The sequence below is a fragment of the Dethiosulfatarculus sandiegensis genome (genome assembly GCF_000931935.2).
GTDB classification, from domain to species: domain Bacteria; phylum Desulfobacterota; class Desulfarculia; order Desulfarculales; family Desulfarculaceae; genus Dethiosulfatarculus; species Dethiosulfatarculus sandiegensis.
On record NZ_AZAC01000016.1, the window covers coordinates 133,347 to 147,825 of the forward strand.

The window sequence follows — 14,479 nt, forward strand, 5'->3', positions numbered from 1 at the left end:
AGACTATTCAAAAACACCGGTAAAAAGTAGATGTTTATTGCGACCGTAAAGAGAAGATATATTCCAAGTAGTTTTCAAAATGCCGGGTCCGTGCAAACTAAACTAGAAGAAACACGGTTTTTCCTGTATTCCTGAGCGGATAAGGTGCCACGAAAAAGATGAGCAGGATTCGGCAACCCCCTTTAACGGGAAATATGAACTTGAAACAAGAGGATTGAAAGATCCATCTAACTTATGTATCATACTATAAATATAGACAGAGTATAATGTGTAGTGATTTATTGTTAGGTATTTTTAATTATTTTATAGGTCCCCCGCAACCATAATCAGAAGGTTTAACCATAAAATTCAAACAAAAATTTACTTTCTACAACTAAAATTCAATAGTGACATTAAAGAACAATAGTAACTAACTTAAAAATAAAATGTCTCCACAACCTGTGACGTCTTGTTGCCGATACAGCTAATGTGATCCAACTATAGGTAAAAACTTCTAAAACAACAACATGGGTGTGGATGTCAAGACTACATCCCATACACCCATTCAGGGGGGTATTGTTGGGCGTTAAAAAGCAGATAACACCTTTGATCTGCTGGGGTAAGCTCGAACTGTTCTCCAGTTTGGCAAAGAGGGGTATCGGCCGGTTTATTTTATACATGACCTTGGTTATTATAGCGATTTTAGCAGGTTGGCCCGATGCGTCCCTTGCCCGGATCGATAAAGTCGTCAAGGTCTCTGTCTATGACAACCCGCCTTTGATTAAATTTGGGGAAAACGTTCCAATCCAAGGTATTTTCCCTGATCTTTTGGAAGATATAGCAATCTCCAGGTCATGGCGCTTGCATTTTGTGAAAGGCTCCTGGTCCCAGAGCCTCGAACTGGTCCTGGTGGGATGCGGCGCCTTTGACCTTACTTCCAGGGAGCTTATGCAAAGAACGCTTAAAAAGCGCATGACCCAAGACCTGCAAAAAAAATTAAATGCCTTCGCCTCCACAAAGGCCAGGTGGATATACTGGCTGCCATCGCCTATTCCCAGTCCCGGGCCAAGACCCTGGCTTTTAGCAAAGAGACGGTCTTGACCAATTATGGTCAGGTCTTTGTTCCCTCTAAATCCGGAATCCAATCTATTTTGGATCTAAAAGGCCGGACTATCTCTGTACTGAAAGACGACATCCATTATCAGGCTCTGTCCGATTTGCTGAAAAAATTCCAGGTTAAAGTAGATTTTCTGTTTTTTAATGACTATGACCAGGTAATGAAGGCAGTGGAGCAAGGCAAGGCCCATGCAGGGGTTGCCAATCGCCTGTGGGGGCAGCAGTCTGCTAAAAATTACCAGGTTCATCCCAGCCCGATTGTTTTTAATCCCATTGAACTCAGGTTCGCATCTCTTCCTGAAAACAAAGCATTGCTTTCTATTTTGGATAAACATCTGGCCGAATATAAAAAAAACGTAAATTCACCTTACTATCAAACTCTTAACCGCTGGTTAGCCGCAAGCGGCGATTTTAAAGTCCCATTTTGGGTTTACTGGTCTTTGGCGCTGGTTTTATTGGTTGCGCTGTTTTTTCTAATGGCCAGTGTGTTTTTGCGTAAACAGGTTAATAAACAAACCCATGATCTTAAGGTGGAAAAAGATAACCTCAAACAAGAAGTTGGAGAGAGGATTAGGGCTGAACAGGCCTTAAGGGAAAGTGAAGGCAGATTCAGGGATATATTTGATTTCTCCGGGGACGCAATCTTTATTCATGACCTTGATGGTAAGATTCTGGAGGTTAACCAGGCGGCCAACAGATATTATGGCTTTACCAGAGATGAATTTTTGAAAGTTAAATTAAAGGATCTGATAGCTCCTGCCTATTCCTATCTGCTTCCCGAAAGAATGAAACTGGTTGAAGGTAAAGGCCAGGTGGTCTTTGAATCAGTTCATTTGCGTAAAGATGACCTGGAATTTCCCGTGGAAGTAAACAGCCGTAGAATGATTTTTCAAGGTCAGACCTGCATCCTGGGGATTGTAAGGGACTTAACGGAACGAAAAAAGACCGAAGCCAGGCTTCGGCAGGCCCAAAAAATGGAAGCAGTCGGCACCCTGGCCGGAGGTATTGCCCATGATTTCAACAATATCTTGGCTGCCATCATGGGGTTTGCCGAACTGGCCAGAATGGACGCGCAACAAGGCAAGGTAAACCCTGATGATCTGGAGCGAATTCTTTTCTCTGCCAATCGGGCCAAGAAACTGGTGCAGCAGATACTCACCTTCAGCAACAAGGTGGAGCCGGAATGCCGCCCCTTGGACCTGAACCAGGCAATTGAACATTCACTGGAACTTTTGCGCCACACCATACCACAAAAAGTGGGGCTCAATCTGGCCCTTTCCGCGAACCTGCGGCCAGTGGAGGCAGACCGCAGCCAGATCGGCCAGGTCATCTTGAGCCTGGCCAATAACGCTTTTCAGGCCATGCCAAAGGGCGGTGAGCTTAAAATTGAGACTCAAAACATCTCCCACGACAACAACAGCAGGGCATGCCCCACCTGTGGGCTGAATCTGAACGGGGATTGGGTGGTTCTTAAGGTGCATGATACAGGCCGGGGAATAGCCCAAAAGGACCTGCCCAGGATTTTTGACCCCTTCTTCACCACCAAGGGGTTGGGCAAGGGCAGCGGACTGGGGCTTTCCATGTCCTTGGGTATTGTCCGCAACCATGGAGGACACCTTTTTTGCGAAACAAATCTGGGCAAGGGCAGCTGTTTTATGGTTTATCTGCCCGCCCGGGAATTAGTCAGCCAGCAAAAAATCCGTAAAGTATGGGTTGAACAGGCCCGGCCTCCCCGAGGCAATGAAACCTTGCTTTTGGTCGACGACCTGAAGGATCTGCTCCATATGGGCTCCAGGGTGTTGCGCTCGGCCGGTTACCAGGTGCTGACCGCTGCCAGCGGCGAAGAGGCGCTTAAAGTGTTTGAACGGAAAAAAGAGCAGATTGACTTAATTGTCATGGATTTGGGCATGCCGGGCATGGGCGGTCAAAAGGCCTTGCTGGAAATCCACAAACAAGACGCCCAAGCCAAGGTGATCATTGCCAGCGGCTATTCAAGAGGACAGCAGTTGCAACAAGCCCTGAACGCAGGCGCTTCCGGCTTTGTGGCCAAGCCCTATCTGCCGGAAGAACTCTTGCAGAAGGTGCGTGATGTGCTGGACGGGTGAAGATGAAAAGGGGATGGATGGCCACCCCCCCTCTAACCTGGCTTAGAGTGCCAAGGGTTTGGTATTAAAAGTTATTTTTACCTGGTTAATGTCGTACCTTAAGCTACTTGCACCCTGTTTGTCACTTTAAGGAACTCCTAAGTCTGTAACTGTTTTTACCCCGGCCAGGGCCTTTCAAACGGCCCTGGCCGGGATGTGTTTAGGCCTTGGTTGCCGAGATCAGATACAAAATTTCCGTGTTGGTGGGCCAGGTTTTCCGTTCAACGGGTTGATTGAATCCGGCTTCAATCAACAAACCTTGCAGCTCTTTATTTGTCCAGGCCTTGGTGGTGCTTTTAAGCGGGCTCAACCGGCTGTTTGCCAGGTCGATCACTAAAAAGTGCTGTTCCGCGGCGCTTTGATCTTTATGCCAATGGTTTTCCATGAGGCAAAGATAAGGATCAGACGAAAACAGGCCTGATTTGGCCTTGAACCAGGTTGGCTGGGCCTGGGCCATGGCCTTGACTGCCGAAAACCTGTGCACTTCTAAAAGCAGGACGCCGCCCTTGGCCAGGGCATGCCGGGCTTTTTCCAGAATTTTTCTACAATGCTCAGGCGAAAAAACGTTCAGTTCCCCATAGAGCATCATAACCAAGTCATAGTTTTCGCCAAAATCAAGGTCCCTCAAGTCGCCCTGCCTGAAATCGGCCAGGCCTTTGCCAGGATTTTGTTTTTTGGCATAGGCTATGGAAGCCGGGGAAAAGTCTATGCCCCGGTAGGTGTGGCCACCCTGCACCAGGGCAGGGCAATACAGCCCGGGTCCGCAGCCCAGGTCCAAAATGCGGCCCGGCTCGGGCAGGATGTTTCGGTTTATCCATTTGGTCTGGCTTTGGATAAAGGATTCCCGGCGGCTGGCCAAGTCATGATCCTGGGAGAGATGTTCTCTCAGCATGCGGCGACTGAACTCCGGTTCGTCCCAGGGGATTTTGTATTGTCCCTGCCACAGGTCTTTGAAGGAAAAATCTATATTCAAGAGATCTGTAAGCCTTTTATCAGACATAAATATCACCTTTGCCGAAAAAACTTTCGGCCTTTTTTCGCGGACCATGCGGGCCGCTTCGGTAAAATGGGCGCACCTGTTCTGTAAGGCTTAATCAGGTCAACCCGTTAGGGGAATTAGATGTTTCTGATTGTTATGTGGCTTACATTTTTTTGAATCGTTTCTCTTTTATGCGGGCTTATATACCTGTTTTGAAGTCATAATGCATCCAAGCAAGTAAATAATTCGACTATATCCGGCAAGGGGCAAAAAGCCGCAACCGTCAATATTTTTCTACGCAGGAGCACCATGCTCGAGATTCAACAAGGACTTCCCGCGGATTATCGTGAGCAGGGAGCTGAACTGTTTTTTACGGTGCTTAGGGAAAAATTCGAGCCCATATTAGGCGACACTCTCCGGGTCAGGGCCTTGTGGGCCAAATCCGTGAAACCCAAAAGTTGTCTCACAGCCTGGAACGGTAAGGATTTGGTCGGGATTCTGGCCCTTCAAACCAAATTGCAAAGCTTTGTCTGTCCCAAATGGCAGGACCTGCAACAGACCTATGGCCTTGCGGGAGGTTTTTTGCGCAGCTTGGGCCTCGCCATATTGGAACACAAGCCGGGGGAGGGCGAACTCTATATAGAAGGAATAGCCGTGGCTGCATCCGCCCGTAACCAGGGGGTGGGCACCAAAATGATCAAAGATGCCTTTACCATGGCCAAGGCCCAAGGCTTCTGTACCCTCACCCTGGAGGTGGTGAACACAAACCAGGCAGCCGAACGCCTTTATAAACGCCTGGGGTTCACCCCCCAAGCAAACCGCAAGGTCTGGCCGATGAATCATATTATCGGCTGGAAATTTACAGAGTCACTTTTCATGGCAAGGGAGGTCTAAAGGAACGAAATGAGCTGGTTAGTTTAATTACGGCGGTAACTTCTGATCATAAACTGTGGTTTGAACCCCAGTCCGGAATAGAGCCCCTTTCCAGCTGCGGACGCCTGCAATGTGATATAGCGGCCATTCCAATTATCACTAAGTGAAATCACATAGTTCATCAAGTTGAGTGCAATTCCTTTTCTTTGAAAAGCCTTTGCCACGCCGACCTGATGTACACCTATGATATGCGAGGTCTTATAAAGTAGGGCAGTGGCGGCTGGAACGCCGCTATAGCGGCAGAGGAGCAATTTAATATTTATATCCGCAGAGACGCTGGTTATGACCTCCACATCTATCTCATACCCAAAAGCCTCACTGGCAATGCGTGTCCAGGCTTTAATATCCTTAGGGGAATGAATCATATCCACATCTAATCCGCCGGACCCCGGCTCATGTATTTTATGCAGCTTCAGGGTCATTGCAGTTTGTTCAAGCCTTGCTTTAAAGCCGTTCAGCATTAAAGATTTTTCAAATTTTCCGGAATCAGCACCTGTTTCATCCCATACCGGCACCATATGGCCCGGACTGATTGATTGTAATAAGGACTCAATTCCTTCCAGAGAATTTGGATCACAATCCCAGTCAAACCAGGAGCGGTATGGCCAACCTTGTGATGAATACAAGCTGCAATCGGGTGTGATCTTTTGAGATCGCGCCCCCATTATTTTCCAGAGGTCGGTGAGGTTGTCTATATTAGCTTTTTTCAATTCATCGGGAGTCATAAGTCCTCCATACTTTCTGGCATATGAATTTGGAAATCCGGTCAGGCTTTTCTAAAGGCAAGTTTTATTCACAAAGGTAAATGAAAACATCTGAGGACGCAATGGCGCAAAATTGGAACCAGGGGTTCTGTCGTGCCATGGGTTTGAGCCGTCAGTCTGGCAAATTCTAGAGCCTTTGCTTGAACAGTAAATGTAATAAAGCGAATGAACTTGTAAAGATCAACACCGGAGCAAACATGATGAGATGGGCCACTACCACCGGGCCGATTACATCACGACTATCGAAACCGAGCAGCATCAGACAGACAACCAGGGAGCCGTGAAACACTCCCACATATCCCACCGAGACCGGCACGGAAAGGCTGAGCCCCACCAGGGGATAGATCATTAGCGATTGGATATAAGTAATACCCACCCCGGCGGCTTTCAGACTACACCAGAGCAAACCGGCAGCACCGAGCAGAATCGCCATTGAAGCCGCAAGCGACCACAGTAGCGTGGCAATATGAATCATTCGCAACTGCCCCAGTGCGTCTCCGGCCCAAGCAGCCATGAGATTAAGCAGGTGGCTTTCCCTGCCTCTGACCCAGGCCTTCAAGCGGTCCGCAAGGCTGGTTTTAAGGGTAATATAGCCCGCGGCAAAAACCGCCGCACCAGCAAAGGCTATCAGAATCGGCCAATTACCAAGGCTGGACTTGAAATCCAATCCCAATGCCGCCAGCCCGACTAGGGCGAAAATAAACAAAGTGGCGGCATCTAGCAGTCGCTCCACCACCGCGGAAGTAAAATTTCGCACCATATTGCCCGCACCCATCCGTTTCAGAAACCAGGCCCTGACAACCTCGCCGGCCCTTGCCGGTATCAGTAAATTGGCGGCTTCGGATACCAGGGCGGCTTCCACAGCCAGGCCAAAGGGGTATAACGGAAACAGGCACTTCCAGCGCACACCTTGGGACCAGGCCATCAAAGCCCGGAAAGATATCGCCCCCAGCACCCAGCCCCACCTGATGCCGCTGAAACTCTCCCCCAACTGGGCCAATGGGTACTTGCGCAGCACCAGCCAGCAAAGGAGGCCAGATACGCAAAACGCCAACAGTATCTTAAATATTCTTTTCCGGCCTGTGCTCAAACTCATGCCTCAATTAAAATTCCAGCATCCCTAAGCCACGTGTACCCGATCTGCTTAAGAAAGGCCGCCAGGCGGCGGAGATTACCGCAAACGGCCTTTTACATTGGTTGTTTCGAATGTTATTATTGCTGCTGGTTGTAAACCGTAGTATACATGCGAAGTAATTCTAACTTCAATTGGGGTAAGTGCAATTCAACCATTATCTTCCTGCGGGGACCATATACGCTTCAGATCAAACTCATCTAACCTTCACACGCTTACAGTGATTATTCTGGCCGCATGTTTTATAGGGGTCTGGTTTTACTGCTGGCAGGTGGAAACAAAACACTTGGATCAAAAAACCGCCTGGATCGGATTCAGCCCGGCGGGCTGGATTAACGAAGCCAGGCACTTAAACGGAATTTCCCACGCCTTTCCCTCGGGCGTGACTGAATCATACAACAAATCGGCATTTATGGGCCTGTACCCTTTGGCTCTTGATTATCTCGGCATCCCGCCCATGGTGATGGTCAAAATCATGATCGCCCTTCAGATAGGGCTCATCGCTTGGGCTTTCATAAGTCTGGCCAGGGCCTTGAAGCCGGATGCATCCCCTGACCTGCTTTTTATTCTGGCCCTTCTGGTGATCGCCAGCAACGCCAGAGAGATGAACCTGGCCCGTTTCGCGGCATCATTTTTTGATGGCCTTTATTATATTATCGCAGACGCCATGCGCATCTTCGCCTTGGCCCGGGTGATAAAAAAACAATATCTTTCCGCAGGTGTCTTTTTACTTGCCTCTTTCCTCAGCCACCTCACCATGGGCATGAACGCAGCGCTTTTCATTGCTGCCATGCTTATAACGCCGAGCCACCTTCTCAGGGGAAAATCTTTATGGGCGGGGGCGGCGATTTTTGTTCTGGGCGCTTTGGCTTGGCTGTTCTATTCTATAAGTCCAAGCGATATCACCGGACAGGGGTTCCCCCATGATCTATGGATAAATCTCACCAGAATGATGACCTATCACTGGTATCCGGTGGATTTCGGTGTCTTCACCAGCCTGCACCAAACCAGGTTCGCGCAGTTCCTGGGTTTTTGCCTGCTCATTGCCTATTACCTCACCCGCGTCAGACCGATTCCCCGAATCAATCTGCGTCTGCTGGCCGCTTTCGCGGCCATGGCCCTACTGATCGGTTTGGGTATTTTTTACAGTGTGCACACTGTAAGCGTAACTCTGATCAAACTCTGCCTTGCCAGGGCCAGCGATATGATCGTAAATGTCGGGCTGGTGGTTGTGGTGTTGGGCCTTGATGAAGACATTAATAGCGAAAATTATTGGATAAGCCCCCTGGCGTTGGCGGTGTTGATTTCACCTTTTTACAGTGTGAGCGGCCATCCCGGCTGGCCAGTGTTAGTGTCCCTATCGCTTACTCTGCCAGCTTTCCGGCGCGCTATTAAAGGGCCGGACCGCAAAACCGCCGATACCGCTATCGCGCTGGGCGCGGTATTGATAATTGCCCTTCTCTTTCTTTATCAGGCCACGGGCATGGGCAGGGCTTTCATGAGCCCGGCTTACACCGGAGGAAAAGAATTCCTGAAAACCGCCTCCATCTTGGGTGGGTGTCTTTTGATCGCCGCATTGCTTGCCCGGTTGCCCACCCCATGGTTGAAATTATTGCCAAGAGCCGTGGTATTTATGACCTGCCTGGTTCTCGCCGTCTCCTGGCTGGGGGAACAGGGGATATCAAGAAAGAAACAAAAAACCTACACCGCATATCAAGATGTGCAGGTCTGGGCGAATCGGAACACTGCTCCTGATTCGCTATTCCTAGTCGACCCCAGCCTAGGAGCCGGCTGGCGGGAGTATTCCAACCGGGCCAGCTGGGGCACCGCCAGGGAATGGCTTTATTATTCATGGCTTTATTCCTCAAATTATTCCCTGTTTAAAGAAGGAGCTAACAGGCTAAAAACACTTGGTATTAATTTTAAAAAGTACCTGGCCTACGACCCTCCCTTAAAAGGGTGGATGAAATTGCGCAGGCGGGTGAAAAACCGCTTCAACGCCATGGATGATAAATGGCGAATGAAATTGGCACGGCGCTATGGAATTGATTATTTCGTGGTGCAAAAAAGACTGTTCCGAAGCCCCACCCGCATGCCGGTGGTGTATCAGAATGATTTTTTCATGGTGCTGGCCGCAAACTTACCCTGCCTCCCAAGCCCGGCTGGCAGGTAATTTATCAGAATAATTTTCTTGAGCCGCAAGCCGGAGATGTAAAAAAGCCGCTCATCTGGTCCGCTGAGGAGAACGGGCGGCCTTATCTGGTTTTCGGTGATTTATTCAAGCGGGATGGACGCGGCGGCAAGGTTCCTTTTCTCAAGAGAACCGACGCGGACAAAGCCTACCATTAACACAGGGCCCGGCGGCTTGGCTTCGCCTCCCAAAGCCCTCTCAGGCCTGAAATGGCCTTTACAGAACAAGCCGGGGAATCGTCACCAAATCCGCTTCACGGTCAAGGGAACCGGCAGAGTCAATCCCAAAAAGCTGCGGATTGAAACTTATCATTTGATGCCCGGCAAGTGTCTCCAGCACCAAGCGGTTTTCAACCTGCCTGGCAATGTAGGTGATTTCAGGATCGCCATTTCTCCGTGCAGACAGAAAATACCGGATCCTTTCGAGATATGGCTGAAAAATGTGAGAGTTCTAAAAAGGGGGCGCCCCTAAGCATCTTTAGCCTCTATCCTGATCCTCAATTTGGTGCGGCCGGTCCGATTCAATTCCTCGATATCAGGCTCAAGCAAAGGTTCCTGCGCAGGTGGTTCGGTTCCCTGGAAATAGCCTGCCGAAGCCATGTGGATGCCCACAAAACCCTGTCCCGCACTCAGACTCTCAAGGACTGTTGTTCCTTTCCCGGTGAGCCTTAGCTCGTCGCGGACCTCAACCGCATCCACTCCGAAATTCACCAACCTTATCAATTTTAGCCCGGCTTGTTTGCCGCCGGTTATCAGGATTTTCACCATGAGCTTTTTCACCAAGTTGCCCAGATAAATGCTGCGCATGATTGTGAGGTTCAGAAGACGCAGGATCACAAAACGGAAGGGTCCGGGCAAGGGTTGGGGCCAGTACTGGAATTCAACCTCCAGTTCGGCACTACCATCACTCACCTCGGCACGCCTGGCAAGGTCCGTGACTTGGCTGGTTATCATGTCCCCGCCTTTAAGCCGCCCCACATACCCGGCGTCGTCGAAGATGAGCTTCTTCCGTGCCTTGTCAAAGACCTTGAGCACCCCGCCGTTGGACACGCCCAGCACGGAATAGAGCGTCGGAGTGGCGGCCACATAGAGTCCGGCTTCCGGGAACCGGCGCTCCAGGCCGCTTGCTTGCCAGGGCAGTTCACCGGGCATACAGCGATCCCCCACGCTTTCCTGGGCCAGCAGGTAGCTCTCAGCCAAAGGAGCCAGATTGCCCAAGTCGATGTCATCCAGGGTGGTGGTGGATTTATTGGCAATGGCTTCAGCCATAAGCTCAGCCAGGGCCGAGGCCTGTGGGTTTTTTCCGGCCAGCCGGGCCAGGCCGCCGGGGTAGTAGATAGAGGTTCTCCGGGAACCGTATTCCCCGCCGAAGCCTCCGTCCGGATGGACGAAACAAGACAGGAAATCAACGGACATGTCCAAGGCCTTGCTCAGATCCTCCCGGTTCAGGAGTTCCCGCGCCTGGGCCAGGTAGTGCACACAAAGAGTCTGGTAACCTGGATCGGCTCCCTGGTATTCCGGGAACCAGCCCTCTGGGGACTGCCCGGCCAGAATTTTGGCCAGCAGATCGTCCGCGGCCCTGAGATAAGCCGGTTCTTCCACAAGAGCGGCGCTGTCCAAAAGGGAAAGCGCCGCCCCGGCAAGATGGTTGGAAATCAGGCCGTGCTCCTCACCATGCCGGGCCAGGAAATCCGCGCCCTTCCTCACCACACCACGCAGGATGTGGACTGCTTCTTCCGGCAGATTCCTGCCCAGCCTGCGTCCCGCCGCGGCCAGGGAGTGGATAAGAAATCCGGTGGCCCCATAGCTGTGCTCATGCACAAACGCCTGATCAAAGGAACCGTCTTTATGCTGAACCTTGGCCGCGTACTCAATGCCCGCAACCACCGCCCGGACAAGGCGGAGGTCATGATAAAAAAATGATTCTTTAAGGCCCCACAGCCCGGCCAGCAGGAGCACGTTTCTCTGATAAGTCGCTTCCGGGAAATCGACGATCTTCCAACCCCAGTAGCGGCGGTCAAAGCAGCCATAAGTTCTGGAGTGGTGGTTCCGGTCCTGATAACTCAAGGCCCGGCGGCCCGCCCTTTCCAGCATGGCCAGCATGGCGCGCCCCGCCTCTGACGAAGGGATTCCTTTTCGCGAGGTGTTCTCCTCAGCCAAGGTTCAACTCCACTCCCAGTCGCTCTTCGGCCGCACGGAGCCAGCCTTCCAGACAAAGCAGCATCCACACCCTGTGGGTGGGCAATACATCCAGAGGCCCCAGACGCTCACGGCCCGGCATCTGGTATCGTTTCCAGAAGCTCCTCAGGTAGTCGGACCGGAAAAGTCTGTTAAGGCGGCTGTCCTTTCCCAGAAGCCGTTTTTCCACAAATGCCCGGCAATCCCTTCGGAACCAGAGCCCTATGGGTGTGGGAAAGCCCCGTTTGGGCAGGCGGTAGAGCAGTTCCGGCAGGCGCGCTTTCATGGCTGTTTTGGGTATGGCCTTCAACTCCCCTTGATCCAGTTTCAGGGAAAGAGGGATCTTAAGCCCCAGTTCCACTAGCTGATTGTCGCATAACGGGGTGCGGGACTCCAGAGAATGGGCCATGGAGATTTTATCTTCCACCACAAAAAGGCCGGGCAGATAGGCCTGTAGATAGGTCCGGGTCAGCAAGCGGTAGAGGTCGTTTTCGCCCGCAGTGAGTTCCCTGAGCTCTTGCACCGGGTCCAGCCCGGCAAGCAGGCTCGCCCATTCCGGCCTGAGGGCTTTTTTCAGATCCCCCCGGCTGAAAAGACGGGGCAGAAATACGCCTCGGCCTCCGGCTTTTTTCTGCTGCATGTAAAAAAAAGCCAGATGCGGGAACTCGCTAGGCCTGATTCCCGACATATGCCGCAGCCCGGCCCGGGGGCTTGTGCCCATCTCCTGCCACAGGCGGATGAACTTAAAGACCGGGTACCCCCCGAAAAGTTCGTCCCCGCCATGCCCTGTGAGTATCACCTTGCCCCGCCTGGCCGCCTCTTTGGCTACTATGTACTGGCTGAAGGAGCCCGGCCCCATACGCGGTTCGTCCAGGGCGAATATAAGGTCGTCGAAAACCCTTGTGAAGTCGCTTGCCGTGATGCTCACCGTGGTGTGGCGGGAGCCGATTTTTTGCGCCACCGCGCCCGCGCCCTTGCTCTCGTCATACCAGCCGCCCGCGTCAAAAGCACCGCAATAAGTGGCCAGGGGCTCGGGGTTGAACCCGGTGGCCAGGGTGGCCACGGTGGAAGAATCAAACCCACTGGAGAGGTAAGAGGCCACTTCCACATCGCTCATCATGTGGCGCTTTACCGCTCCCTCAACCTCCTCCCGGTAAGCCTCCACCGCCTGGTCGAAGCTAAGGGACGCTACCTCCTCGACACCGGGCTGCCAGAACTGCGCCCGCTTAAGGCCGCCGTTTTCAAAGACCAGGTATTCACCGGGCCGAAGCATCTCTATGCCCTGGTGCAGGGTGCGGGAGCCGAAGGTGTTTTCAAAACCGAGGTATTCGCTAAGGCCCCGGGGGGAGATAGCCTTGGGCGCCCAATCCAGGGAAAGCAGCGCCTTGATCTCAGAAGCGAACGCCAAGTGCTCTCCCTTATGGCAGAAATAGAGCGGTTTAATGCCCAGCCGGTCCCGAGCCAGGAGCAGCCGCCTGTTTGCTGAATCCCAGATAGCCATGGCGAACATGGCGTTCAGCTCGGGAAGAAAGGCTCCGCCGCTTTGCTCATAGGAATGCAGCAGTACTTCATTATCGCTTCGGCTTATAAAGCGGTGGCCTTGCCGCTCCAGGCGCTGCCTGATTTGCGGGCTGTTGTATATTTCGCCGTTGGCGGCGAGAACGGTTTTCCCGTCCTCGCTGAGCATAGGCTGGTGCCCCTTGGGGCTTGTGTCCACAATGGAAAGCCTGGTGTGGCCCAGGGCTGCGCCTTCTCCCGACCAGAGGCCCTGATGATCCGGCCCCCGGTGGGCCATGAGCCCCAGCATCCTTTTTATGGCCGCTTCCGTGGAGTCCGGACCCAGCAGCCCGCAGATGCCACACATGGGCTCTACTCCTCCCTGTCTTTTTTTTGCCGACTGCTTATGCGGCTCATGAGTATATAGAGCTCTTCGAACTGCTGTTTGTTCTGCTTGGCCAGAAAGAACATGGAAACAAACTGAAACAGAAGCACCAGGCAAAACCCCAGAACCAGGTAGGAAACGGACGCGTTGAGTATGTGCTGGCGCAGGGCGTGGTAGGCCTGGAGCCACCAGGCCATTTGCGGCGGCTGAGCGGCCAGGAAATCAACATATGACCACAGGCAGAACCCGGTGATGATCAGCGATGCAATGGTGAGCAGGATTATTGGCACCGTAAACAACAGGGACGGCCTAAGGATAAAATTGAACACCAGGTGATTATAGGCCAGGCGGCTGAACTGACTTGCGTTGAAACCGCGTTTGCCGCTGGTTCTGGCCTTGTTGCGCCATTTGAGAACGGCGGGGATCTCGGCTATACGATAGCCCAACATCTGGGCCTTGAGCAGGATCTCAAGGTGAATTTGCTTACCCTGGCTGGTAAGCTCCAGGGCTTGCACCACCTCCCGGCGGTAACCGCGTACAATGCAGGTGAGCGTCTTGAGGTTGCCCTTCACCGCCAGGCTGAGCACCCGGTTGCCCATAAGTGAAACCAGGGCCCGGAACCGGGGCACGTTTTCCACCTTGCCTTTGGTGTGGTAGGCGCTGGCCAATACAATGTCCGCCCGGCCCGATTCCAGTTTTTCAAGCATGGCTTTTATGTGCTCGGGAGAATACGAAAGATCGCTGTCCAGGGTGATGACATAATCTCCCCTGGCCAGGCCGAAACCGGTGCGCAGGCCCTGGCCCCGGCCCATATTGCGGGAGTGATGCGCGGCCACCACGCCAATTCTATCAGCGGAAAGGGTGTCTATGATGGCCGCTGTGCCGTCGGTGCTGCCGTCATCCACCACAATAATCTCAAAGCCTTTATCAGACTCCAGGGTCCGGCAAAGGTAATCGTGGATTGTGCCGACGTTTTCCGCAATAACCCGTTCTTCATTGTAAGCCGGCATTATGACTGTGAGATATGGCTGCACCTTTGATTTACCACCTTATTAAAAAACTTTGCATCTGGCCGGTCCGCCCGGCATCATCCCGCCATTCAGATTAAGCCCGGTAAGCACTCATGCTTTCCAAACTGACTGCATAGTTATACCATAAACTTTGAACCTCCCCCGAATTTGT

The 14,479-nt window shown here is 52.1% G+C and carries 10 protein-coding genes; 4 read left to right on the plus strand and 6 right to left on the minus strand.

The window, feature by feature from the left end; genetic code table 11:
* The first annotated feature begins 558 nt into the window (after positions 1-558).
* Complete coding sequence (locus X474_RS26155) at positions 559-1,080, plus strand: hypothetical protein (RefSeq protein WP_044349465.1); 522 nt, start codon at positions 559-561, stop codon at positions 1,078-1,080.
* The gene (locus tag X474_RS13020) at positions 1,005-3,200 is read left to right on the plus strand and encodes a response regulator (protein WP_082464349.1); all 2,196 of its coding nucleotides are present in this window, start codon (positions 1,005-1,007) and stop codon (positions 3,198-3,200) included. Before X474_RS26155 ends, X474_RS13020 begins: the two co-directional genes overlap by 76 nt.
* A gap of 199 nt (positions 3,201-3,399) precedes the next feature.
* Here the strand turns inward: X474_RS13020 and X474_RS13025 are convergent, their stop codons facing one another.
* Positions 3,400-4,239: a class I SAM-dependent methyltransferase gene (locus X474_RS13025; RefSeq protein ID WP_197282088.1), complete on the minus strand. Its 840-nt coding sequence runs from the start codon at positions 4,237-4,239 to the stop codon at positions 3,400-3,402.
* Between the two features lie 288 nt (positions 4,240-4,527).
* Between X474_RS13025 and X474_RS13030 the strand changes: the two genes are divergently transcribed.
* A complete protein-coding gene (locus tag X474_RS13030) occupies positions 4,528-5,112 on the plus strand; it encodes a GNAT family N-acetyltransferase (RefSeq protein WP_044349469.1) in 585 nt (194 codons plus the stop codon).
* A gap of 23 nt (positions 5,113-5,135) precedes the next feature.
* Here the strand turns inward: X474_RS13030 and X474_RS13035 are convergent, their stop codons facing one another.
* Together X474_RS13035 and X474_RS13040 are read right to left on the minus strand one after the other, a co-directional pair.
* Positions 5,136-5,876 (minus strand): GNAT family N-acetyltransferase, encoded by a 741-nt coding sequence (locus X474_RS13035; RefSeq protein ID WP_044349471.1) that lies wholly within the window; start codon positions 5,874-5,876, stop codon positions 5,136-5,138.
* 166 nt (positions 5,877-6,042) lie between these two features.
* Complete coding sequence (locus X474_RS13040) at positions 6,043-7,011, minus strand: lysylphosphatidylglycerol synthase transmembrane domain-containing protein (protein ID WP_044349473.1); 969 nt, start codon at positions 7,009-7,011, stop codon at positions 6,043-6,045.
* Between the two features lie 322 nt (positions 7,012-7,333).
* On the opposite strand from X474_RS13040, the gene X474_RS13045 reads away from it, so the two are divergent.
* A complete protein-coding gene (locus X474_RS13045) occupies positions 7,334-9,220 on the plus strand; it encodes a hypothetical protein (protein WP_156360751.1) in 1,887 nt (628 codons plus the stop codon).
* Between the two features lie 485 nt (positions 9,221-9,705).
* On the opposite strand, the gene X474_RS13055 is transcribed toward X474_RS13045, so the two are convergent.
* The 3 genes from X474_RS13055 to X474_RS13065 are packed head-to-tail and all read right to left on the minus strand — an operon-like array spanning position 9,706 to position 14,331.
* Positions 9,706-11,397, minus strand: a complete 1,692-nt coding sequence (locus X474_RS13055; protein ID WP_156360752.1) for an ulvan lysase-like protein — start codon at positions 11,395-11,397, stop codon at positions 9,706-9,708.
* Positions 11,390-13,279, minus strand: a complete 1,890-nt coding sequence (asnB, locus tag X474_RS13060; protein WP_044349480.1) for an asparagine synthase (glutamine-hydrolyzing) — start codon at positions 13,277-13,279, stop codon at positions 11,390-11,392. The genes X474_RS13055 and asnB overlap by 8 nt, the downstream gene beginning before the upstream one ends.
* Before the next feature lie 5 nt (positions 13,280-13,284).
* Positions 13,285-14,331, minus strand: coding sequence for a glycosyltransferase family 2 protein (locus X474_RS13065; RefSeq protein WP_082464350.1), 1,047 nt, complete (start codon positions 14,329-14,331; stop codon positions 13,285-13,287).
* Positions 14,332-14,479: the final 148 nt, after the last annotated feature.

Coding starts and splice junctions, on each gene's coding strand:
- X474_RS13035 (WP_044349471.1), bottom strand. CDS start 5,876: ATGACTCCCGATGAATTGAAAAAAGCTAATATAGACAACCTCACCGAC.
- X474_RS13040 (WP_044349473.1), bottom strand. CDS start 7,011: ATGAGTTTGAGCACAGGCCGGAAAAGAATATTTAAGATACTGTTGGCG.
- asnB (WP_044349480.1), bottom strand. CDS start 13,279: ATGTGTGGCATCTGCGGGCTGCTGGGTCCGGACTCCACGGAAGCGGCC.
- X474_RS13025 (WP_197282088.1), bottom strand. CDS start 4,239: ATGTCTGATAAAAGGCTTACAGATCTCTTGAATATAGATTTTTCCTTC.
- X474_RS13030 (WP_044349469.1), top strand. CDS start 4,528: ATGCTCGAGATTCAACAAGGACTTCCCGCGGATTATCGTGAGCAGGGA.